The sequence below is a fragment of the Nocardia sp. NPDC003345 genome, from assembly GCF_053589395.1.
Genome location: NZ_JBSFRU010000067.1, coordinates 1 through 22,600 on the forward strand (window position 1 = coordinate 1; position 22,600 = coordinate 22,600).

The 22,600-nt window shown below is 67.3% G+C and carries 18 protein-coding genes and 4 tRNA genes; 15 read left to right on the forward strand and 7 right to left on the reverse strand.

Features of this window, described 5'->3' with window-relative positions:
* Nucleotides 1-231 precede the first annotated feature (231 nt).
* From ACWDU1_RS10730 to ACWDU1_RS10760, 7 genes are all read left to right on the forward strand, one after another.
* On the forward strand, nt 232-999 hold the full coding sequence (locus ACWDU1_RS10730) for a winged helix-turn-helix transcriptional regulator (protein WP_449997511.1): 768 nt from the start codon (nt 232-234) through the stop codon (nt 997-999).
* A 26-nt stretch (nt 1,000-1,025) separates the two neighbouring features.
* On the forward strand, nt 1,026-1,919 hold the full coding sequence (gene mshD, locus ACWDU1_RS10735; RefSeq protein WP_449997539.1) for a mycothiol synthase: 894 nt from the start codon (nt 1,026-1,028) through the stop codon (nt 1,917-1,919).
* 364 nt (nt 1,920-2,283) lie between these two features.
* Nucleotides 2,284-3,393 carry a phosphate ABC transporter substrate-binding protein PstS gene (gene pstS / locus ACWDU1_RS10740; RefSeq protein ID WP_449997513.1) on the forward strand — a complete coding sequence of 370 codons (1,110 nt, stop codon included), beginning with the start codon at nt 2,284-2,286 and terminating at the stop codon, nt 3,391-3,393.
* 88 nt (nt 3,394-3,481) lie between these two features.
* Nucleotides 3,482-4,453, forward strand: coding sequence for a phosphate ABC transporter permease subunit PstC (gene pstC, locus ACWDU1_RS10745; RefSeq protein WP_449997514.1), 972 nt, complete (start codon nt 3,482-3,484; stop codon nt 4,451-4,453).
* Entirely contained in the window at nt 4,453-5,358 is a 906-nt protein-coding gene (pstA, locus tag ACWDU1_RS10750) for a phosphate ABC transporter permease PstA (RefSeq protein ID WP_449997516.1), read from the forward strand. The genes pstC and pstA overlap by 1 nt, the downstream gene beginning before the upstream one ends.
* Nucleotides 5,359-5,376: 18 nt before the next feature.
* A complete protein-coding gene (gene pstB / locus ACWDU1_RS10755; protein WP_449997517.1) occupies nt 5,377-6,153 on the forward strand; it encodes a phosphate ABC transporter ATP-binding protein PstB in 777 nt (258 codons plus the stop codon).
* Nucleotides 6,154-6,408: 255 nt separating this feature from the next.
* Nucleotides 6,409-6,609 carry a hypothetical protein gene (locus ACWDU1_RS10760; RefSeq protein WP_449997519.1) on the forward strand — a complete coding sequence of 67 codons (201 nt, stop codon included), beginning with the start codon at nt 6,409-6,411 and terminating at the stop codon, nt 6,607-6,609.
* A 276-nt stretch (nt 6,610-6,885) separates the two neighbouring features.
* Here the strand turns inward: ACWDU1_RS10760 and phoU are convergent, their stop codons facing one another.
* The 3 genes from phoU to dusB form a co-directional block, all read right to left on the reverse strand.
* Nucleotides 6,886-7,548: a phosphate signaling complex protein PhoU gene (phoU, locus tag ACWDU1_RS10765; protein ID WP_449997521.1), complete on the reverse strand. Its 663-nt coding sequence runs from the start codon at nt 7,546-7,548 to the stop codon at nt 6,886-6,888.
* Between the two features lie 172 nt (nt 7,549-7,720).
* On the reverse strand, nt 7,721-9,361 hold the full coding sequence (locus tag ACWDU1_RS10770) for an LCP family protein (protein WP_449997523.1): 1,641 nt from the start codon (nt 9,359-9,361) through the stop codon (nt 7,721-7,723).
* Nucleotides 9,362-10,454: 1,093 nt separating this feature from the next.
* Nucleotides 10,455-11,603 (reverse strand): tRNA dihydrouridine synthase DusB, encoded by a 1,149-nt coding sequence (gene dusB / locus ACWDU1_RS10775; protein WP_449997525.1) that lies wholly within the window; start codon nt 11,601-11,603, stop codon nt 10,455-10,457.
* 157 nt (nt 11,604-11,760) lie between these two features.
* Here dusB and ACWDU1_RS10780 point away from each other — a divergent pair, with 157 nt between their 5' ends.
* Nucleotides 11,761-12,393 carry a hypothetical protein gene (locus ACWDU1_RS10780; protein WP_449997526.1) on the forward strand — a complete coding sequence of 211 codons (633 nt, stop codon included), beginning with the start codon at nt 11,761-11,763 and terminating at the stop codon, nt 12,391-12,393.
* A gap of 93 nt (nt 12,394-12,486) precedes the next feature.
* On the opposite strand, the gene ACWDU1_RS10785 is transcribed toward ACWDU1_RS10780, so the two are convergent.
* Nucleotides 12,487-13,455 (reverse strand): acyl-ACP desaturase, encoded by a 969-nt coding sequence (locus ACWDU1_RS10785; RefSeq protein ID WP_449997527.1) that lies wholly within the window; start codon nt 13,453-13,455, stop codon nt 12,487-12,489.
* 471 nt (nt 13,456-13,926) lie between these two features.
* Nucleotides 13,927-13,999 (reverse strand) — tRNA-Lys (locus ACWDU1_RS10790).
* Between the two features lie 879 nt (nt 14,000-14,878).
* Here ACWDU1_RS10790 and ACWDU1_RS10795 point away from each other — a divergent pair.
* The 6 genes from ACWDU1_RS10795 (at nt 14,879) to ACWDU1_RS10820 (ending at nt 17,086) form a co-directional block, all read left to right on the forward strand.
* Complete coding sequence (locus tag ACWDU1_RS10795; protein ID WP_449997529.1) at nt 14,879-15,544, forward strand: TetR family transcriptional regulator; 666 nt, start codon at nt 14,879-14,881, stop codon at nt 15,542-15,544.
* Nucleotides 15,545-15,639: 95 nt separating this feature from the next.
* A tRNA-Glu gene (locus ACWDU1_RS10800) sits at nt 15,640-15,712 on the forward strand.
* Nucleotides 15,713-15,742: 30 nt separating this feature from the next.
* A tRNA-Asp gene (locus tag ACWDU1_RS10805) sits at nt 15,743-15,819 on the forward strand.
* Nucleotides 15,820-15,873: 54 nt separating this feature from the next.
* Nucleotides 15,874-15,947, forward strand: a tRNA-Phe gene (locus ACWDU1_RS10810).
* Nucleotides 15,948-16,023: 76 nt separating this feature from the next.
* On the forward strand, nt 16,024-16,206 hold the full coding sequence (locus tag ACWDU1_RS10815; RefSeq protein WP_449997531.1) for a hypothetical protein: 183 nt from the start codon (nt 16,024-16,026) through the stop codon (nt 16,204-16,206).
* 160 nt (nt 16,207-16,366) lie between these two features.
* Nucleotides 16,367-17,086 carry a polyprenol monophosphomannose synthase gene (locus ACWDU1_RS10820; RefSeq protein ID WP_449997532.1) on the forward strand — a complete coding sequence of 240 codons (720 nt, stop codon included), beginning with the start codon at nt 16,367-16,369 and terminating at the stop codon, nt 17,084-17,086.
* Here ACWDU1_RS10820 and ACWDU1_RS10825 read toward each other — a convergent pair.
* Nucleotides 17,042-18,532 (reverse strand): 1-acylglycerol-3-phosphate O-acyltransferase, encoded by a 1,491-nt coding sequence (locus ACWDU1_RS10825; RefSeq protein WP_449997534.1) that lies wholly within the window; start codon nt 18,530-18,532, stop codon nt 17,042-17,044. The genes ACWDU1_RS10820 and ACWDU1_RS10825 overlap by 45 nt on opposite strands.
* On the reverse strand, nt 18,529-21,021 hold the full coding sequence (locus tag ACWDU1_RS10830; RefSeq protein ID WP_449997535.1) for a glycerol-3-phosphate 1-O-acyltransferase: 2,493 nt from the start codon (nt 21,019-21,021) through the stop codon (nt 18,529-18,531). Before ACWDU1_RS10830 ends, ACWDU1_RS10825 begins: the two co-directional genes overlap by 4 nt.
* A 233-nt stretch (nt 21,022-21,254) precedes the next feature.
* Between ACWDU1_RS10830 and ACWDU1_RS10835 the strand changes: the two genes are divergently transcribed.
* The gene (locus ACWDU1_RS10835; protein ID WP_449997537.1) at nt 21,255-22,571 is read left to right on the forward strand and encodes a salicylate synthase; all 1,317 of its coding nucleotides are present in this window, start codon (nt 21,255-21,257) and stop codon (nt 22,569-22,571) included.
* Nucleotides 22,572-22,600 lie beyond the last annotated feature (29 nt).

The following is a 22,600-nucleotide window of genomic DNA, read 5'->3' on the forward strand; positions in this document are numbered from 1 at the left end:
GCCGGGAGTGAAGAACCGGGCCCCCGGGGCCCCACCCTCGAGCGGCGGAGCCGCTCCAAAATCACAGCCCGCCCCTTCGCGGATGGGCCGCTCCAACATCACACCCCCTCGAGTGCCGGAGGCGCTTCCGTGGACACAAGCGCTAATCTTGCGGGGATCAGTTGTGGATGAGCAACGTGGCGACGGCGACGACGCTGGCTTTCGCGTAGCTACGAGATGGGAGGAGTGCTTGTGGAGCTGCTCCTGCTGACTTCCGACCCCGATCCGGAATCGGTTCTGCCCTCGTTGACGCTGCTCGCGCACAATGTGCGGCCCGCGCCGACGGAGGTGGCGTCGTTGCTGGAGGCGGGTACTGCCGATATCGCGCTGGTGGACGCCCGTTCCGATCTGGCGGCGGCCCGTGGGCTGTGCCGGCTGCTGGGGAGTACCGGGTCGTCGGTTCCGGTGGTCGCCGTGCTGACCGAGGGTGGCCTGGTCGCGGTGAACGCCGATTGGGGTCTCGACGATATTCTGCTGCCCAGTACTGGGCCGGCGGAGCTGGATGCGCGGCTGCGATTGCTGGTCGGCCGGACCGGCGGCGCGGCCAGCCCGGAGGCCAGCGGCAAGATCACTCTGGGGGAGCTGGTGATCGACGAGGGCACCTACACCGCCCGGCTCCGCGGCAGGCCGCTCGATCTGACCTACAAAGAGTTCGAGTTGCTGAAGTACCTCGCGCAGCACGCGGGGCGGGTCTTCACCCGCGCGCAGCTGTTGCAGGAGGTCTGGGGTTACGACTTCTTCGGTGGCACCCGCACGGTCGATGTGCATGTGCGGCGGTTGCGGGCCAAGCTCGGCAGCGAGTACGAATCGCTGATCGGGACGGTTCGCAATGTCGGTTACAAGGCCGTACGGCCCGCGCGCTCGTCGAACAAGGGCGAGGGCGACGGCCGGTCGGCCAATGGAGACAAGGACGGCGTGGACGACGATGCCATGGCGCCGGTCAACGGCACCGCGCAGTGAACAGGGGTGCGACCGCCGGCTTCGAGCTGGAGTGGACGGATGTCGTGCCGGACGATCGGGCCGGCCGGGTGACGACGCTGCTGGAGAAGGCCGCCGCTACCGACGGTGTGGCCCCGGTATCCGAACAGGCGCTGCTGGCGTTGCGCAGGAGCTCGCCGGTGCGGCATCTGCTCGCGTTGCGCGAGGGGTCGGTGGCCGGATACGCGAGCCTGACCGCGGCGCACGGTGAGCATCCCGCCATGGCGGAGGCGGCCGTGGCACCGGAGTTCCGGGGCCGGGGGATCGGCAGCGGCCTGGTGTCGGCCGCGCTGGCGGCCGGCGGCCCGGGGACGCGGGTCTGGGCGCACGGGAAACTGCCCGCCGCGGCGGCGGTGGCCACCCGCCTGGGGCTGGTCGCCGCGCGGGAGTTGTGGCAGATGCGCCGCGAGCTGGCAAATTCGGAGCTACCGCCGGTTGCGCTGCCGGACGGACTGCTGGTGCGCACCTATGCCGGTCCGGCCGATGATCCGGAATTGCTGCGGGTCAACAATGCGGCCTTCGATTGGCATCCCGAGCAGGGCGGCTGGAGCGAGGACGAGCTCGCGCAGCGGCGGGCGGAGTCGTGGTTCGACCCGGACGGGCTTTTTCTCGCCTTCGACGCGCAGGATCCGGCGCGGTTGCTCGGATTCCACTGGACCAAGGTTCATCACGACGAGAAGCCGCCCGCCGGCGAGGTCTATGTGGTGGGTGTCGATCCGGCCGCGCAGGGGCGCGGGCTGGGCGGGTTGCTCACGCTGATCGGCCTGCATCACCTGCGGCATGCGGGGCTGGGTGAGGTTCTGCTCTACACCGAGGCGGACAACACCGCGGCGGTCCGCACGTACCGGCGGCTCGGCTTCGCTCCGGCCCATATCGATATCGCCTACACCGCTCCGGAGTGAGGGTCCCTGGTGGCGCGGAGAGCGCGTCACCGGAAGTCCGCGCGCGGTGCGAACCGCCCCGGAGTGGCTGCGGGACGGCGGCCCGATCCGGCCGCTCCGGGTGCCGGTTGCACGGCCGGAATCGGACCGAATGGCGTGCGATGAGTAACAACGCGGCAAACATCACACATAACGGGCACATCAGCACCGCCCTGTTCACCCTCCGTTCACTTGCCCTGGTCCGGCTGGCTACCGACGGGCCCTACTTTGATTCCAGGCGGCAGTGGGCCGCCCGGTGTGCAAGTTCCCCGCGAACGGCCGCACCCACCACACGCGCCCGGGCCGGTGAGGGACCGGGCGAGTAGGACGTATCCGGAGGACTGGAGTGAAGTTCAAGCGCAGCAGTGCCCTCGTCGGTGTACTCGCCGCCGTAACCCTGCCGCTGGCCGCCTGCGGCAGCGACGACAACGCCGGAGCGAGCGGTGTCGAGGCCAACGCCGACGTCACCTGCGGTGGCAAGGAGGCCCTCAAGGCCAGCGGCTCCTCGGCCCAGAAGAACGCCGTGGAGCGTTTCACCGCCGCCTTCGAGACCAACTGCGACGGCCAGACCCTCAACTACACCTCCAGCGGTTCGGGCGCGGGCGTCAAGGAATTTCTCGGTGGCCAGACCGACTTCGCCGGCTCCGACTCCCCGCTGAGCGAGAAGAAGGGTGAGGTCGCCGACGCCGAGAAGCGCTGCGCCTCCCCGGCCTGGAACCTGCCGACCGTCTTCGGTCCGATCGCGATCACCTACAACCTCAACGGTGTCACCGATCTCGCGCTCGACGGCCCGACCCTGGCCAAGGTCTTCAACGGCGCGATCAAGACCTGGGACGCGCCCGAGATCAAGGCGCTGAACCCGGACGCGCAGCTGCCGGCGGAGCCGATCAAGGTCATCTACCGGTCCGACGAGTCGGGCACCACCGATAACCTGCAGCTCTACTTGGATGCCGCCTCCGACGGCGCGTGGGGCAAGGAAGCCGGCAAGGTCTTCAACGGCGGAGTCGGCGAGGGCGCCAAGGGCAACGAGGGCACCTCGGCCGCGGTCAAGTCCACCCCCAACTCCATCTCCTACAACGAGTGGTCGTTCGCCAAGGCGCAGAACCTGTCGGTGACCCGGGTCATCACCTCCGCGGGCCCGGAGCCGGTCGAACTCACCTCCGAAACCGCCGGTAAGGCGATCGACGGTGTGAAGATCAAGGGCGAGGGCAACGATCTGGTGCTCGACACCTCGTCGTTCTACAAGCCCACCGAGACCGGCGCCTACCCGATCATCCTGCCGACCTATGAGATCGTGTGCTCGAAGTACGCAGACGGAGAGGTCGCGACCGCGGTCAAGGCCTTCCTCAGCTCGGCGATCAGCAACGGCCAGGACGGCCTGGAGGACAACGGATACGTGCCGATCCCGGAGCAGTTCAAGACCAAGCTGACCACGGCGATCAACGCCATCTCCTGATAGCGCGAATATGACAGTCAACCCTGAGGTAGCCTCGGCGGGCTCGTCCGGTGGGACGGGCCTGCCGAAGGCAGGAGTGCCCGCAACAATGTCGAGCCATCCGAGCAAACCGCCGCTAGGTGGTGAGAGCAAGGGCAGCGGGCGGCGGGCCGAGGTGATCTTCAAATCACTGGCCACGGCCGCCGCGGCGATCATCGTCGCCTCCATCGCGCTGATCGCCCTGTTCCTGCTGATTCGTGCGGTGCCTTCGCTCCGGGCTGACCAGGTGAACTTTTTCACCAGTACGGAGTTCAACACCGGCGATGCCGGTAATCTCCGCTTCGGCATCCGTGACCTGTTCATGGTGACGGTGTTGAGCTCCGCGTTCGCGCTGATCATCGCGGTCCCGATCGGCGTCGGTATCGCGCTGTTCCTCACCCGGTACGCGCCCAAGCAGCTGGCGCGCCCCTTCTCCATGCTGACCGATCTGCTGGCCGCGGTGCCCTCGATCGTCTACGGCCTGTGGGGCCTGCTGGTACTGGCCGCGTATCTGAAGCCCATCCAGGAATTCCTCAACGAGAACCTGGGCTGGTTCTTCCTCTTCTCCGACGGCAATGTCTCGATCGCCGGCGGCGGCACGATCTTCACCGCGGGCGTCGTGCTCGCGGTGATGATCCTGCCGATCATCACCTCGGTCGCGCGGGAAGTGTTCGCGCTCACGCCGGTTTCCCATATCGAGGCCGCCCAGGCGCTGGGCGCCACCAAATGGGAGGTCGTGCGCATGACCGTGCTGCCCTACGGGCGCAGCGGTGTCATCGCCGGATCCATGCTCGGTCTGGGCCGCGCTCTCGGTGAGACCATCGCCGTGCTGCTCATCCTGAAGACCTCGGCGGACGCGGGCAACTGGTCGTTGTTCGACGGTGGCTTCACCTTCGCCTCCAAGATCGCTTCGGCCGCCGCCGAGTTCAGCGCGCCGCTGCCGACGGGCGCGTATATCGCGGCGGGCTTCGTGCTCTTCGCGCTGACCTTCGTCGTCAACGCGCTGGCCCGGTTCGCGGCGGGCGGAAAGGTGAACGGCTGATGACCACCCTGACGAAGTTCAATCAGCCGATCAAGGCGCCCACCTTCCGTCAGGTGAGCACCGGGCGGCGGATCAAGAACAATATCGCCACCGTCCTGTTCGCCCTGTGCTTCCTCATCGCGCTCGTGCCCCTGGGCTGGGTGCTGGGGATGGTGCTCATCAACGGCTTCGAGGCCATCCTCTCGCTGGACTGGTGGCAGAACTCGCAGAAGGGCGTCCTTCCCGACCAGACCGGCGGCGGTGTCTACCACGCCATCTACGGCACCATCGTGCAGTCCGCGGTGGCGGCCGTGATCGCGGTGCCGCTGGGCATCATGGCGGCGGTCTACCTCATCGAATACGGCACCGGCCGGTTCGCCAAGGTCACGACCTTCATGGTCGACATCCTGGCCGGTGTGCCCTCGATCGTGGCCGCGCTGTTCATCTTCGCGCTGTGGATCGCGACCCTCGGCTTCCCGCAGAGCTCGTTCGCGGTGGCGCTGGCCCTGGTGCTGCTGATGTTGCCGGTGGTCGTGCGCAATACCGAGGAAATGCTCAAACTCGTCCCCGACGAGTTGCGCGAGGCGTCCTACGCGCTCGGTATCCCGAAGTGGAAGACGATCCTGAAGATCGTCATCCCGACCGCCCTGCCCGGCATGATCTCCGGCATCCTGCTCGCGCTGGCCCGGGTCATGGGCGAGACGGCGCCGGTGCTGGTGCTGGTCGGCTACAGCAAGTCGATCAATATGAACATCTTCGACGGCAATATGGCCTCGCTGCCGCTGCTGATCTACCAGGAACTGGCGAACGCGGAGGACGCGGGCCGGCAGCGGGTGTGGGGCGCCGCGCTCACCCTCATCCTGCTGATCGCACTGCTGTATCTCGCGGCCGCGGGTGTCAACAAGTTCCTGATGCGGAACCGATAAGGCGGAAACGGAAAATAGATGGCCAAGCGCATCGACATCAAAGAACTGAACATCTTCTACGGCAAGTTCCACGCCGTCGCCGATGTCTCGCTGAACGTCCTGCCGCGCAGCGTGACCGCCTTCATCGGACCGTCGGGCTGCGGTAAGTCCACCGTGCTGCGGTCGCTGAACCGGATGCACGAGGTGACCCCGAACGCCAGCGTTTCGGGTTCGGTCATGCTCGACGGCGAGGACATCTACGCCTCGCAGGTCGATCCGGTGGGCGTGCGCCGCACCATCGGCATGGTGTTCCAGCGGCCGAACCCGTTCCCCACCATGTCCATTCGCGACAATGTGGTGGCCGGGCTCAAACTGCAGGGCATGCGCAACAAGGGCGAACTCGACGAGGTCGCCGAGCGCTCGCTGCGCGGCGCCAACCTCTGGAACGAGGTGAAGGACCGCTTGGACAAGCCCGGCGGCGGTCTTTCCGGTGGTCAGCAGCAGCGGCTCTGCATCGCCCGTGCCATCGCGGTCTCACCCGATGTGCTGCTGATGGACGAGCCCTGTTCGGCGCTGGACCCGATCTCCACGCTGGCGATCGAGGACCTCATCACCGAGCTGAAGAAGGAATACACGATCGTCATCGTCACCCACAACATGCAGCAGGCGGCGCGGGTGAGCGATAAGACCGGCTTCTTCAACCTGGAGGCCCAGGGCAAGCCGGGCCGGCTGGTGGAGATCGACGATACCGAGAAGATCTTCTCCAACCCCGGTGAGAAGGCCACCGAGGATTACATCTCCGGCCGGTTCGGCTGAGTCACCGGCAGCACCGCCGACGAGAAAGCCCGCGGGAACGATTCCCGCGGGCTTCTCTGTCCGCGTGGGACCGGCCGTGTACCGGTGTCGTCACCGAGCCGGTGGCGGCCACCGAACCTGCCGTCGGAGACGATGTGAAGTGAGTTGTTGTTTCTTCCAACATGATTCGATACCCTGGACGAGGCGGGGGGGAGAAAATGACATGACCAATGGCATGACCTCTGCGCATTTTGTTCGAGCGAAAGAGGTTTCGTGATGGCAATTCGTCTACTCACCAGTGGATTGCTCGGGGTGGCCGCGATTCTGACGACGACGCTGCTGGCTCCGCAGGCTCCGGCTGTGCCGCCGGACCCGTGCAACGAGTACACGGTCGGCAACATTCGCCATGAGGGCGGATCGAAGTGGATTTGCTTCTCGTATGGCCAGGGCCGGTACGAATGGCGGGTGACCAGCTAGCACACCGGTCGAAAGTACGTTTGTCGACAACTGGCAATTCGTCGGCACGTAACTCGATTCCAATAATCGGCCCCGCCTGATATCACGCGGGTTGAGCGATCTCCGCAACACCCAGAAATTCTGAGGTGTTGCGGAGATCGTGGTTTCTGAACCGGGCGGTTACGGCTTCGCTTTACCAGCCACGTAACAGGTAGTTGAGTCACTCACTGGTTGCCCACAGAAATGTGGTCCGGGAAATTTCCCGGACCACATTCCATCGTCTCGAGCAGCTGCGGCTCAGCTCTCGGTATCGGTATCCGCGGGCAGTTCGCCCGTCACCAGGAAGATGACCCGGCGGCCGATCTCCACCGCGTGGTCGGCGAACCGCTCGTAGTAGCGGCCGAGCAGGGTGACATCGACGGCCGACGCCACCCCGTACTTCCATTCCCGGTCCATCAGCAGCGTGAACAGGTGGCGATGCAGATCGTCCATCGCCTCGTCGTCCTGGTTCAGTTGCGCCGCGCGTTCGGGATCGCGGGAGTCCAGCACTTCCTTGGCGCCTTCGCCCATGCTGACCGCGATCCGGCCCATTTCGGCGAAATACCCGTTCACGGCCTCGGGCAGGGCGTGGTTCGGATGCCTGCGACGGGCCACCTTGGCCACATGCAGGGCGAGCGTGCCCATCCGGTTGACGTCGTTGACGATCTGGATGGCACTGACCACCTGGCGGAGATCGCCGGCGACCGGGGCCTGCAGCGCGAGCAGCGCGAAGGACTTCTCTTCCGCGTCGGCGATCATCTCGGCGATGCGATCGCCTTCGCTGATGACCTGCTCGGCCAGCGGCAGATCGGCCTGGAGCAGAGCCTGCGTGGCACGATCCATGGCCGAACCGGCAAGCTCGGCCATTTCGCCCAGCAGGTGGGCGAGGTCGGCCATTTGCTCGTTGTAGATGACACGCATGGCTAGAGATTAGTTGCTGACCCTGACCAAGTCACCAACAGGCGGTTAATGAGTGGGGCGGCTTTCGGTCGATACCGACAGGGCTGTCGGTATCGCGGGACCCGATCGGCACGCTTTCCGTGCGGTTGCCCGTGGCGATCGCATCGGTGGAATCCGGCCGCCGAGGGCATTTCTATGCGCACACGTCATCCGCGGCGTTGACATGCTCGAGGTCCTCCGGCAGTTCTACCGGCGCGGAAACCGCCGGCCCGACATCCGTGATCGGGTCACCGACCAGCGTCGGCTCGTTCACTATCTGCTGATAGTCCTCGCCCAGTACCAATTCGACGATACTGTCCAGCGATTCATCCAGTTCCATGGTCGCTCCGGGCACCGAACTCGCGACCGTCGCCGCTTCGGCCTCGTGGCCCGGGGAATATCGGACCTTGGTTTCCGGGGAATTGCCTTCGGTGTAGTTGTCGGCGTTGTAGATGTTGAAGCCCACATTCGCCAGCTGACTGGCCGTGGTCCTGGCCAGGCCGGCAATACCCGAGCCGTTGGAAACCAGCAGGGACAAGGTGCTCGGATCCACGGCGGTGAGCGTGGGCGGAACGGGTGCTTCCGAGGTCGGCGGCGGCGCGGGTGCGGTCTTCTCACCCGGCAGCGGCTGATCATCGCGGATGGCGCGGAAGATGGCCTGGATATCGGAAGTCCGTGGTATCTCGTTGCCGTACGAATTGGTGCCCGCGGTGGGGACGGTCAGGAATGTCACCGCACCGGACTCCAGATCCTGCAGCGATTTGCCCAGCGTCAGGAGATCGTTCGATTCCACATTGTCGACGAAGGTCGCATCGCGGAACGCCTTGATGAACCCGTTCAGCTTGCCCGGGTCCAGCAGCATCTTGCTGGAGAGCGCACCACGCAGCAGTGAGGCCAAGAACCTCTGTTGCCGGTTGATCCGGTCGTAGTCGCTGCGCTCCTCACCATAGACATGGCGGGCGCGAACATAGTTCAGGGCGGTCTTGCCGTCGATCCGCTGTGTGCCCGCGGCCGGGAGGATGGTCCCCAGCGTCCCGTCCTCGAGTGGGCCGGTACTGCAGACCTCGACCCCGTTCAGCATATCGACCATCCGTTCGAACCCGGCGAAGTCGATACCGATGAAGTGATTGATCGAGCTACCGGTCAGCCGCTGGATCGTGGACAGCAGGCATCGGGGACCGCCGAGGTTGTAGACGGCGTTGAGCTTGTCGCCCATGGCCGAGTCGAAGAGCTGTTCGGTGTATCCGGGTTTCTCGTTGTCCCAGCCGTAGCACTCGGGGCGGGTGACATCCAGGTCGCGTGGGAAGGAAACGACCACCACGCGCTGACGATTCTGGGGGATGTGCACCAGCATCGTCGTATCGGCACGAGCGCCTTCGGCGTCTTCGACAGTGCCCGCACCGATATCGCCGTTGACGCCGGCGCGGGTATCGGTACCGACGATCAGATAGTTCTCGTCGCCGAGCTGGGCGCCGGCATCGATCACATCGTCTTCGTTCTCGGCGAGCGCGGAGACCTGGGTGAAACCGTTGTTCGTGGCGCGCAGGTAGCTCCAGCCGCCGCCGGTGATGAGCAGTGCCAGTACCGAGAAGAACGCGACGGTGGCGCGGCCGGCGATACGTAGCCGCCGGTTACCGCGCGACGGAGGCTTCGCGGCCCGTTTCGGTTTCCCGACCGTTTCCGGGCCGGCGGGCTCGGAGGTCGGCCAGCCGCCGGTATCGGTGCGGCCGTTGATCCGGTCGTCGTCGCCGATCGGATCCATCACATCGGTGACCTCGGCGCCCGGTGCCGCCACCGCGGCGGCCTTGTTACCGCGGCCGGGTGTGCTGCGCGATTGCCGGGAGCGTTTACGGCCCGGCTCGTTATCCGGCCGCGGGCCACCGCGAGCCGGTGCGGGCGGTTGTGGAACGGCCGTGGTCGCCTCGGGGTCCGCGGGTGGAACCGCGGCCGGCCGCTGTCCGGTCGGGGGGCGTTTGCCGGGGGCCGCCGGCGCCGGGCCGGGGGGCGGAACGGCCGGGGGCCGGTTCTCGGCGGCCGGCCGTGCCCCGGTTGCCGCGGGCGGGCCGTCGGCGGGGCGGCCACCGCTGGGACGCGGCGGGGGAGGTTGTTGCTCGGCACCGCGTTGTTGCGGCGGCGGTGGTGCGGTCCGGCCGGCGGGGGGCTGTGGGCGGCGTGGACCCGGACCGCCGGGCGGCGCCGACCCGGGCGGCGGCCCGGGAGGACGTGGCCCGGGACCGGGTTGTGCCGGAGTTCCCCCGGTCGGGGGCGGGCCCGCGGCCGGGGGGCGGCCAGGGCCGGGGCCGGGCGCCGGCCGGTTCGGCCGACCGGGTGCGGCATCGGGGCCGGGCGCCGGTCTGCCCCGTTGTTCACCGCGTGGCGGCGGGCCCGGCGGCCGGCCGGGCGATTGCTGTGCTGGAGCGGGAGGCTGTGGTGGTGGGCTCGCGGGCGCCGTGTGCCGGCCCGAGTCGCCTTCGCGTCGCCGGACGGTGCGTTCGCTGTCGACGCGGTCGACCAGATCCTGAACCGTCAGCGGAGCCGGATTCTCCGGCGTTTCCGGCTGTCGTTGCCGCCGGGCCCCATGCGCGCCGTCCATATCGGGGGACTCCGCCGCGGGATACCGCTCCCACGGTGCGCGACCTCCGGGCCCTGAAGAACGCCCGTGCCGATCGTCACCCAACTGATGAACCTCGCTTTTCCGCAACTCCTGCCGTCACAGCCGTGCTCGAAAGGCTGCGCGGGATTCCGCAATGATAACGATTCCGCCACTGAGGGCCACTCGGACATTACGTGAAGGGCTGTGACAAAGGTGATGCTGGAAAGTTGCCTGTGATTATGCTTTCACGTGGTATTCGGCGTGTCGGTGCAGGTGCACCGGCGTGTCGAAGAGATCAGCCGCCGCTGTGCATCACATCGGCCGCGGTCGGCACCGCCGCGTCGTCGGGATCGTCGAGCCAGCCGTGCGGCAGCGCGACCTTGCCCGGGGAACCCTGCCGGCCCCGCGGGCCCTCGGCGTCCTTCGGAAAAGGAACGGCGGGATCGAGCTGCGCGATCAGCCCGTCCAGTTCGGCCAGCGTGGACACCGTCGCGAAGCTGCGGCGCAGGTCTGCCCCGAGCGGGAAGCCCATGAAATACCAGGCCATATGTTTGCGCAGATCGCGCATGCCCTTGTCCTCGCCGTGGTGTTCGGCGAGCAGTCCCGCGTGGCGGGCCAGGATCTTCCCGACCTCGCCGAGGTCCGGCGGTACCGGTGCGGGCTCACCGCGCAGCGCCGCGCTCAGTTCCCCGAACAACCAGGGCCGGCCCAGGCAGCCGCGGCCCACCACCACACCGTCGCATCCGGTCTGTGCCATCATCGCCACGCCGTCGCCGGCCGAGAAGATATCCCCGTTGCCGAGGACGGGGATGGTGGTGACGGCTTCCTTCAGCCGGGCGATGGCCGACCAGTCGGCGGTGCCCGAGTAGCGCTGGGCGGCGGTCCGCGCGTGCAGGGATACCGCGGCGGCGCCCTCGGCCTCGGCGATCCGGCCGGTATCGAGGTAGGTGCGGTGCTCGTCGTCGATGCCGATCCGGAATTTCATGGTGACCGGCACACCCGCCGGTTCGGCGGCCCGCACCATCTCCCGGACGATCGAGGCGAAGAGATTGCGTTTATAGGGCAACGCGGCACCGCCGCCCAGCCGGGTGACCTTGGGGACGGGGCAGCCGAGGTTCATATCGATATGGTCGGCCCAGCCCTCGCCGACGATGATGCGCACGGCCTCGCCCAGGGTTTTCGGATCCACGCCGTACAGCTGCATCGAGCGGGGCGATTCGCCCTCGTCGAAGGACATCATGTGCAGCGTCTTGTCGTTGCGTTCCACCACCGCGCGGGCGGTGATCATCTCGCAGACGTAGATCGCCGACGAACTGCCGAACTCCCGGCAGAGTTTGCGGAAGGCCAGATTCGTGATCCCGGCCATCGGGGCGAGGACCACCGGCGGATCGACCGGGTAGGGGCCGATCCGCAAACCTGTCTCCTGTTCCACTTCTGCCTGCACGAGAACCTATTTTCCCTGTGGAACGGGTGGGGGTCACTATCGGGTGCCTCACCCGGCGGCGCTAGCCTCGGGTGCGCCGGTTCGCCCGCTGCCCGTTTCCGCTGGACACGGGTGGGTGCGGGCAGCCCGAATACGAGTGGAAGAGGACGGGACCAGCATGGCCGAGAACACCGAAGACACCGGCCGCGACCAACGTGACACCGCGGCCACCCCGGCGGGCGGAAGCGATTCCACGTCCGGCGCTCCGGTGGCCGCCGCCGGCCGGGCGGGCACGGTGTCCATCCGCGTATCCACCCTGGTGCGGGGAGCGCTCGTACTCGGTCTGGCCGCCCTCGCGGTGGTGTTCGCCGTCCTCTACTTCACAGCACGCGGCGATCTGGCCGACCGCGACCAGCAGGCGGCCGACGACCGGCAGGCCGAACAGGTGGCCACCGACTACGCGGTCGGCGCGGCCACGGTGAACTTCCGCGATCTGGACGCGTGGATCGCCGGGCTGAAGAAGAACACCACCCCGCAGCTGGGGGGCAAGTTCGACGAAACGGCGCCCGAACTCGAGCAGATCCTGGTGCCGTTGCAGTGGACCTCGACCGCGCAGCCCATCGCCGCCAAGGTGATGTCGGAGCAGGACGGCGTCTACCAGGTGAATGTATTCGTCGATGTGACCTCGACCAATGCCCAGAATCCGGATGGTGCCCAGACCACCGTCACCTACACCGTCAGTGTGGACGAGAACGCCGGGTGGCAGATCACCGACGTCGGCGGGGTCGACGGCGCACTGCCGATAAAGTGATCGCGATCGTCTGCCCGGACACGGGCAGCCGGATATACAGAAGCCGCCGGGACGAATCCCGGCGGCTTCTCGTGTTCGCCCCAGTGGGCCCGATCAGGCGTTGACGGAGGCGAGCTGCTTTTCGCGCTTGGCCGCCTCACGGGCGAGCATCTTGTCGCGCTGTTCCTCGAACTTGACGACGTCCTTGGACAGCTTGTCCAGGAAATTGCCGAGCCGCTCCCGGGTCTCCTCGCCGTGGGCGGTGAAATCACTGCGTCCGAAGATGTCCCATTTCTTGAGGACCGGCTGCACGACCTCTTCGAGGTGCTGGCGCAGATCGTAGATTCCGTGCTTGGCCATCAGCACACCGTTGCGCCGGAAATTCGGCATACCGGCGCCCGGCATCTGGAAGTTCTCCAGAATCAGGGTGATGGCGTCCAGCGCCTGGTCCGGGCACAGGTCCAGGGCCGCTCCGCACATATTGCGGTAGAAGATCATGTGCAGGTTCTCGTCGGCCGCGATGCGCTGCAGCATCCGGTCGGCGATCGCGTCGTCGCAGACCTTGCCGGTATTGCGATGTGAGACGCGGGTGGCCAGTTCCTGGAACGTCACGTACGCGACCGAGTGCAGGAACCCGGCGTCGGCTTCGGCGGGGGAGGCGAAACCGTTGGTCATATGAACCATGCGCGCCTGCTCGAGCGCGACCGGATCGACGCCGCGGGTGACCACCAGGTAGTCGCGCATCGCGATGCCGTGGCGGTTCTCCTCGGCGGTCCACCGGCCGACCCAGGTGCCCCAGGCCCCGTCCTGCGAGAAGTTCTCGGCGATCTCGCGGTGGTAGGAGGGCAGGTTGTCCTCGGTGAGCAGGTTGGTGATCATGGCCGCCTTGGCGACCTCGCTGAGCTTGGATTGTTCGGGGTCCCAATCCTGTCCGCCCATCGCGGCGAAGTTGCGACCCTCGTCCCACGGGACGTAGTCGTGCGGATGCCACTCTTTTGCCAAGGAGAGGTGCCGGTTGACGTTCTGCTCGGCAACCGGCTCCAACTCTGTGAGCAGCTCGAGTTGAGTCAGATCCCTTGCCATGTGATCAAGCCCTTCATATGTTGCGTTCGTGCGGGTCACCTGTTGTAGACCGTTGCCGATGCGGCCCTACCTTACGGCACCGTAGGTGTGATGCGAAACGCATCCGACCGAGAAAGAGTGCATGGTGGCACGTGTTTCTGTCACGGGCGGTCGGCCTCGAGTGTATGACCCGGAACCCGGTCACGGAATTATCGAATGGTCACCGGATCACGTTACCGCCGGTGGGAAGTTCCACAGCGGAACAGCGGGGCGCCGCGCGGCGAAAATGCGGTATAGCCGCCGGTCACGCTGCTCGGCGGAACGCCGCCGACGTCCACGCGAGCCGGGGCGGGGGCCGGGCTGCGAGGCGCGGACGCCTCGGCATCGGTCACAGGAATCGCGGCACGAACCTGGGGGAGTTCACAGGTGGGCGCTTGGAAGGGGCCGGAGAAGATCGGGTGCCCCGGCCTGCCGGCCGGGCGCCCGAAACGGTGCCCCCACCAGGGCTCGAACCTGGGACCTGCGGATTAAAAGTCCGTAGCTCTACCAACTGAGCTATAGGGGCGCGGGCGCAAGTGTAATGGGATGACCGGGCTTTCTCGTAATCGGGCCGCCACGCTGGTGCTTTCTGTCACTCGGCGGCAGCGGTGGCCTGCCGGGGCGCCCGGCCGGCGTCTCCGGCATCGGGCGAGGTGGGAGATGCCCGAGAGGCAGGTGCCGGCCTCCGACGGCACCCGGAACCATACTTTCGGGTTCCGAATCGCGGTACCCGGGGCATTGTTGATACAACGGGCGGCACGATACGATTCAAATATGTTGGATACCAATGCCTTTGGATCGGTAAAGGCGGCTTGCCCCCGGGGGCGGGTTCCAGGGTCGCTTTTCCCGTGTTACGGCCGGTTCGTCATCGCTGTCGAGTGTGGCGGATCGGGTCGCGGCGCGGGAGCGGACGGCTGAGTTCCGGCGACTACCGGTCCGGTGATGAATATCCAGCACTGCCAGGGGGACCGCTGTGTCCGTTCGTGCCGCGTGCCGCATATCGCGGGTAGTGGATCCGGGTACCGATCCGATGCCCGGCGACCTCGGATTACCGGGTGCCGGTACGAGATTCCGAGTACCGTGACAATTCGGCGAATTCGGGGTGTCACGCCAGTCGATGCTGCGGGAGGCGGATCGGGGACGAGGTAGAGCGCAACGGAATGCCCGGATGCGCACCCCCTGCGGCGCACCCGGGCGATCGAATTATACCAGCCGGTGTGTTTCTTTTCCCGCTGGGTTTTCGTACCGAAAGTTTGAGACAGGGCATTAAAACCGACCAAAAGTCGGATTATGCACAACAGGATAAGTTCGCGACTTCGGCCACCGTCCAAGGCAGCTGATCGGTCGCGGGCATTCCGCAGGAAAAACCCGGCGGATTGCACAAGGCTTCGGAGGCGTTTCGAGCATGGCACGGCAGCAAGAGCGGGCCCGTCGGACACGGGCAGCGATTATCCGGTCCGCCGCCGTTGAGTTCGGGAAGAGCGGCTACGCCGCGGCTTCGCTCAACCGTATTCTGGAAGGGTCACGAGCGACCAAGGGCGCCATGTACTTCCATTTCGATTCGAAGGAAGACCTGGCGCGGGCCGTACTCGATTCGGCGATCGAGCGGTACGGGCTCACCATCGATCGCTGGTTGCTCCGCACCGAACTGGGCCCGCTCGATATTCTGCACGGCGTCCTGGACGAGCTGGCGCTGCGACTGGAACACGACATCATCGTGCAGGCCGAATTCCGTCTGGTGATCGATCCCGGTTTCCAGCGCCAGGGGCGCGGCGGCTGCCGGATGCTCGCCTCGGCCATCCGGACCCTGACCGTCGGTGCGATCGAGAAGGAGCAGCTACGTCCGGATACCGACCCCGATCGGTTCACCCGGACGCTCGCCGGCGCGCTCATCGGTCAGCGCTACATGGTCGACGCGCACCAGGGTGGCCCCGATCTCCGCACCCGGTTCCGGGAATCGCTGGAGATGGTGGTGCAGGCCTGCTGCACCACCGGATGGACCGAAACCTTCCGGCAGCAGCAGGGCTGGCGGGCGAGCGCACGTTTGGAAGAACTGGGTTCGCCCGCCTGACCAGCGGATTTGGGAATCTACTCCACCGTGTCATAAGCTATGCGAGCTCCCAACGGATAGCCGTTGAAAAGCCGGTCCGGAGAAATCCGGGACGAGCCCCCTTCGTCTAGCGGCCTAGGACGCCGCCCTTTCAAGGCGGTAGCGCGGGTTCGAATCCCGTAGGGGGTACGACCTATGAGAATAGGTTGCACACAGCAAGGCCCTGTGGCGCAGTTGGTTAGCGCGCCGCCCTGTCACGGCGGAGGTCGCGGGTTCGAGTCCCGTCAGGGTCGCCAGTGGATGCCGGAGAAATCCGGCTCCATCGGATGGCATTCGTTCCGGGTGCCTGCGGCCAGGTAGCTCAGTTGGTACGAGCGTTCGCCTGAAAAGCGAAAGGTCGCCGGTTCGATCCCGGCCCTGGCCACAATACCGACCCCCTGATCCGCCGGATCGGGGGGTTTCTGCTCGTTCGGACCCGGTGTGGATGGAATGCTGGGGGTATGGCCGAACGGTGGTACTACTGCTTGAAACATCGGCGCGCCGAGCGTGGTCTCCAGTGCTGGTTCCGCGACCGGATGGGTCCCTATCCGGATCGTGCGACCGCCGAGCGCGCGCTCGAGATCGTGCGGCAGCGCAACGCCGCTCAGGATGCGGCCGATCGCTCCTGGCGCGAAGGGGATTGAGCAGCGCGTATGCCCGGGTCGCCCCGGTTTCGGCAGCTATGACCGGTGCGCTGCAGCCCGGGGTCGGCGGTTGGGCTACCGTTCACGGGTAATACGTAGCGAAGCTCGCGGCCCGTGGACCGGCTGACGGGCGAAACCAGGTGAGCAGGGAGGGCGACCCTTGAGGGTTACCGTTGTTGTGCCGACCTACAACGAGCGGGACAATCTGCCGGTTGCGGTGGAGCGGCTCACAGCGCTGCCCGTGCCCGGCCTGCACGTCCTGGTGGTGGACGACAACTCACCGGACGGAACCGGTGAGGTGGCGGACAAACTGGCCCTGGAGCTGCCGAACGTGGTGTCGGTACTGCACCGCACCGAGAAGGACGGTCTGGGCCGCGCCTATATCGCGGGTATCACCCGTGCTCTCGACGAGGGCGCCGAGGTGGTGATCCAGATGGATGCCGACCTGTCCCATCCCGCCGAGGTCATTCCGGCCATGCTCGAAGAGCTGAAACGGCCGGGTACCGGGGTGGTGCTGGGATCGCGCTACGTACCGGGAGGTTCGACGGCCGCGGAGTGGAAGTGGTACCGCAAGGCGCTCTCGGCCTGGGCGAACTTCTACGTCAACGCGATCCTGCGGCTCGGTATCAAGGACGCCACCGCCGGATTCAAGGCGTGGGAGGCCGATACCCTCCGGGCCATCGAGATCGGTTCGATCCGCAGCAACGGCTACTCGTTCCAGGTCGAGATGAACTACCGGACCAAGAAGCAGGGGATCGATATCGCCGAGGTGCCGATCCGCTTCGAGGAGCGGACGCTCGGAGCCTCCAAGATGAGCCTGTCGGTGCAGCTGGAATCAGCCCTCATGCCGTGGAAGCTGTTGTTCGGGCGCGCTCTCTGACGAGCCGCCGGAAGGCCGGCCGAGCAACGTGTCCAGGTAGCGCCGCCGAACCTCGGCCACGGTCTCGTCGAGACCGGCCGGATCGGCGACGGTGATCGGCGGCAGTATCGTCACATCGACCGTGCCGCGCCGCGCGATCATCGAATCGCGCCGGCCGATATCCGCGGCGTTGCGGATCACCACCGGAATGACAGGGACGCCGGCCTGCGCGGCGATATGGAACGCGCCCTTCTTGAACCGGCCCGGATGCGGTGTGTAGGAGCGTGTCCCCTCGGGGGCGATGGCGATGGACAGACCGTCGCGCAGGGTGTGCACGACCGGCGCGAGCGAGGCCTTCGCGCTTTCGGTATCCGAACGGTCGATGAAGGTGACATCCACGAACCGCATGAGTGGCCCGAACACGGGGTTGCGGATCAGTTCCTTCTTACCGACCCCCGTGACCCCGGCGCCCAATACCGCCGGGACGATGAGGACATCGAACTGGCTCTGATGGTTGAACAGGAAAACCGCGGGCCGCGGCGTGCGTGCGTGTTCGGTGCCGGTGACCCGCAGCCGGATACCGCAGATCCGCAGCGGCCAGGTGGCGCCGTATCGCAGGAGCGCGTTGGCCATGGCCCGGTGGTCACGGGTGTGGAGTTTGCTGATCACGCCGAAGAGCGCGCCGCCGAGCAGCGCCGCGAATCCGAGCAGGGTGCGCAGCCGGTCGCCGGTGGTGGGGGCGGTCCGGGGCATGACCGCGGGCGCGGCCCAGCCGTCCTCGGCCGCCGCGGCCGCAAGAGCGGGATCGGCACCGATCGCGACCGCGGTCCCGGCGATCGCGAGTAGCGGCCGATCCGCCGGACTACCGGAGTACACGTGGCTGCGGCCCAGGTCGATACCCCGGGCCGTGGCGAACTCGGCGATCGCCGCGACCTTGTCGGGCCCGTAGGGCACCGGCCCGTCCAGGGCGCCGGTGAGCCGGCCGTCGGCGACGGCAGGGCGGGACCCGATCACCTCCGTGATCCCCAGCGCGGTGGCCGCCGGCCGCAACTGCTGTTCGGTGGCGGAGCCGGTGAGCACCACCGTGTGCCCCGCCGCGATATGTTCCTGGATCAGCCGCCAGACCTCCGGATACAGCTGGTCGTACCAGCCGCGTTTGAACATGCGCTCGCCCAGCGCGCCCAGTTCCTCCGGTGTCCGCCCGGCCGCGCGGGCGACGGCGGATTCGACGGCGCCGTGCTCGGCGGCCTGGCGCAGTTGTCCGGAGAACGCCTCGATCAGCTCCCGGTCGGCGCCGCGAATCCGGCGGCCCGCGTCGGACCGCAGCTGGGCGGCCGCGGAGATATCGACGATCGCGGCGATATCGGGTCCCCGGGCCCCCGACCGGATCGCGGCGGCGAGCCCGTCGACACCGCCGGTCCCGGTATCGGTGCCCCGGCCGGGTTCCGCACCGTCCGTGCCGGTCATCGCGGACCACCCGCGGGGAGATTGGACGGATCCAGTGCCGCGGCACGCGATATCCGGATACCGATCGTCCGCAGCCGGTCGGCGAATTCCCGGCGCCGCTCGGCCAGAGCGGCCGCCGATTCCGGCGACTCCGGATCCGCGGGGTCGAGCAGCCGGTAGTTGTCGGCCAGCTTCAAGGCGCTGCCGAAGAGTTCGGTGGATACCGATTCGGTGCTGTGCAGTCGCTGCTGCAGCAGCATCTGATGACCCACCGATACGCATTCGGAGACGAACTCCTTGCGGTCGATGGTCGCCGTCGGTTCCCGCGCCTCCAGCCGTTCGGCCACCACCAGTTGCGCATCGAAGAACGACCGCAGCACCCGGTGGGCCATCATGAAACCGCTGCCGGTGAGCGCGGCCAGCACGTCGCTGCCGAGGGTATCGCGCGGCCGGGTCCGCCAGCCGGGGTCGACCAGCAGCATCTCCGCGGTGATCCGCTCGGAGAATTCGGCCCGGTCCGGGAAGAAGAATTCGAATTTGAGCAGATCGCGCAGCCGATAGGCCTCGTCCCAGCCGACACCGAGGGCATCGATATCCGGCCCGATGGCGCCGGTCGGGTCGTCGGGAGCGGCCTCGACGGCCGCCAGGATCGCCAGCTCGAGAATCGCGCGGTCGGCGAACCAGTGCACCGCGCTGTTGCGGTAGAAGGCCGCTTCCAGATGGGCGCCCGGTTCGATCGAGTACACCGGCTCCACGCCGCTGCGGTAGACGGTGACGACCTTCGCGAGGGAGAGCTGTTCGAGGACGACCGCGAGGCTCTGCTCATTGCGCAGTTCGGCGATCTCGCCGCGGGGCAGATCACGGGCTTCGATGTAGTCCAGGACCGGACCCAGCACCTCGTACACCTGGGCCAGGGTGAGGGCGCGTTGATGAACCCCCAGCAGGGCCAGGGCGACCAGCGCGTTGACGGTGATCGGGGTGACCGCGTTGATACCCACCGCCACCTCGAAGGCGAGCCGCTGCACCGCCCGGCGCTCCTGCTCGCCGAGATGCTCGCCGAGCGTGTCCAGTTCGGCTCCGCGCGCGGGCCGGGCGGCGGGGTCGGTGTGGTGCAGTGGGATGGTGACCGGCGGTGCGGTGAGCGGATCGCCGTGGGCCGTGAGCCGATCGCGTGCCGACAGCGGTGCGCCGAATCGCACATACACGTGGCCGGCCGAATGCTGCTGGTTGCGGACATAGCGGGCCATCCAGGCCAGGCCTTCGGGTTTCTTCCGGCCGCCGACCTGCTCGTCGGCGATGGCGCCGAGTTCGTTGAGCCGCTCGTAGGTGATCGATACCGGGACCAGGAGGGCGTCGGCCACCCGGTCCCGGCGCACGGACGCGGCCAGATAGTTCAGCAGGCCGTAGCGCGGCGGCCGGAGCTTGCCGGTGCGGGTGCGGCCGCCCTCGAAATACCATTCGAGGTTGAATCGCCGCGACAGCAGATACCCGAAGTATTCCTCGACCACCGCCTGATACACGGTGTCGCCGGCGAAACTGCGCCGGATGAAGATGGTGCCGGTGCGGCGCGCGATCGGGCCCATCGGCCAGAAACGCAGGTTGGCGCCGCCGACCACGTGGTTGGGCGGGAAATCGTTGCGGGCCAGTACATCGCCGAGCACGAACGCGTCCACATAGGACCGGTGGGACGGAAGGAACACCAGCGGGTGGCTCCGGTTGAGCTCACGCAGGGCGGCGAGCCCGGATTCGTCGCAGTCCACTTTCCAGGTCGACGCGTGCACGGGCCGCATCGCCTGGGTGAACAGATCCGAGACGGTCCGGCTCTGCGCCGCGACCAGTTCGTTGAGCGCTTTCTCGGCCCGCCGGTGCACATCCTGCGGTTCGGCGCCGGTCTCGTCGGCGATGAGCTCCAGGCGCCGTAGGAAATCGGGCGAGTCCAGGATCTCCTCGGCGACCAGCCGCGGAACCTTGTACCTGTCGCCGATCACCGTCCGCTCGGCGCGTTCCAGCGCGAGTACCGCCGCACGCACCACGGCTCGCGCGAACGGTTCGGCGGCACCGGTCCGCTGGAGCGCCGCGGCCTCCGGGTTGTTGGCGCGCAACTCGCTGAGCCGGGCCGGGGCGCCGGTGAGAATCAGATGGCGGTCCGGGGCGGTCGCGACGAGGCGGCGCTGGGCGAGCCGATTCGGCCGCCGCGGATTGGTGAGCAATGCCATATCGCCGAAGGTGACCCGCCGGACTCCGTCGCGTTCGGGGGGCAGCCACAGCACCCGCACCGGCACCACGAGCGGATCGTCGGCGCGTGCGGTGAGGCGGCCGGCGATGGCGGCCGCGTCGAGATCCAGTTGTGTCACCGGGGCGTCGACGCCCAGTTCGGCGGCTATCCCGCCGTCCGCGAGCCAGCGGCCGATGAGTGCGCGCTCGGTTCCCGATGCCGAATCCACCAGTGCGACCACTGATTCCGGTGGGCCCTCGGGTGGCGCGGACACTCCTCCGCTGTACTCGATCATGCTGTGGATCCTCTGCGTCGGCGGGTGGGTTCGCGGCGTGCCGGTGCTCATGGGCTCCTTCGGTGAACCACCGAGCGGCCGCAGGCTGTGAAATTACTCGATGCAACAACTATGGACGGCCGACGCGCTGTCCGGGTCGTTTGAGGGGTTTCCGCTGCGGTCGAGCACCCCCTACCCAGAAAAGGTAATGCTAACCTTACTTTCTAGTTGGGTCGGTTAGCCTTGGAGGATCGTTGTCGACCACTGACGAACGTTTACGTGTCGAATATGTCACCGACCCGGCGGCAGCAATGTCACGCCTGGCCGCCGAAGAACGGTTCGGCGAATACGTAGTCTACGAGCGCGGCGGCGAATGGGTCTTCGCCGCCGATCCGATCGGCGCGGTCGAGCTGGACAGCGACGAACTGCGGATCCACTGGTCGGGGGAGGCCACCGCGAAACCGTGGACCGGCAGTCCGGCCGCGGTGATGGACGAGGCGCTCTCCGGGCTGCCCATGACCGGACGCAATGCCTACGGCTGGGTCGGTTTCGAGTTCTGCGCGTACTCGCTCGGCGCCGTCGAGTACCTGCGCCCGGCCACCCCGCTGGTGCGGCTGATCGTGCCCAGGGTCGAGGTGCGTATCGATACCGAGGGCAAGGTCTGGGTCACCGGCGCCGCCGCCGCGGAGACCACCTTCCTGCTCGATACGGTCGCCCGCTCGCGAGACCTGCCGCTGCCGCAGCCGTTCCCGGTCGATATCCGCGCCGACGACACCGGTTATCACGACCGGGTCGCCAAGGCCGTCGGTGAGATCGAGGCCGGGCAGTACCGCAAGGTCATCCTCTCGCGCAAAGTCGAGCTCCCGTTCGCGGTGGACATTCCCGCGACCTACCGGCTCGGGCGCGCGCACAACACCCCGGCGCGTTCGTTCCTGCTCGGCCTGGGCGGGTTGCAGGCGGCCGGATTCAGTCCGGAGCTGGTGCTCTCGGTGAGTGACGACCGCACGGTCACCACCGAACCGCTCGCCGGCACCCGCGCTTTCGGTCTCGGCGCAGAGATCGACAACGCGGCCCGGACCGATCTGGTGAACGACCCCAAGGAGATCGTGGAGCACGCCATGAGTGTGCAGACCTGTTTCGCCGAGATCGCCGAGATCGCCGAACCCGGCACCACCTCGGTATCCGATTTCATGGCCGTGCGCGAACGCGGCAGCGTTCAGCATCTGGCGTCGACGGTCCGCGGCCGGCTGGCCGACGGGCACAGCGCCTGGGACGCGCTCGACGCGCTCTTTCCGTCGGTCACCGCCTCGGGCGTGCCGAAACGGCCGGGCGTGGACTCGATCTTCCGCTCCGACCCGCCGCGCGGGCTGTACTCGGGCGCGGTGCTGATGGTCTCGCCCACCGGTGCGATGGAGGCGGCCCTGGTGCTGCGCGCGGTGTACCAGAGCGACGCGGGAGCGTGGCTGCGGGCCGGGGCCGGGGTGGTCGCGCAGTCCCGGCCCGAGCGTGAATTCGAGGAGACCTGCGAGAAGCTCAACAGCGTCGCGCCATACGTGGTGCGGGCGCCGTAATCCACGGATCGCGCGACGAGGGCCTGCGC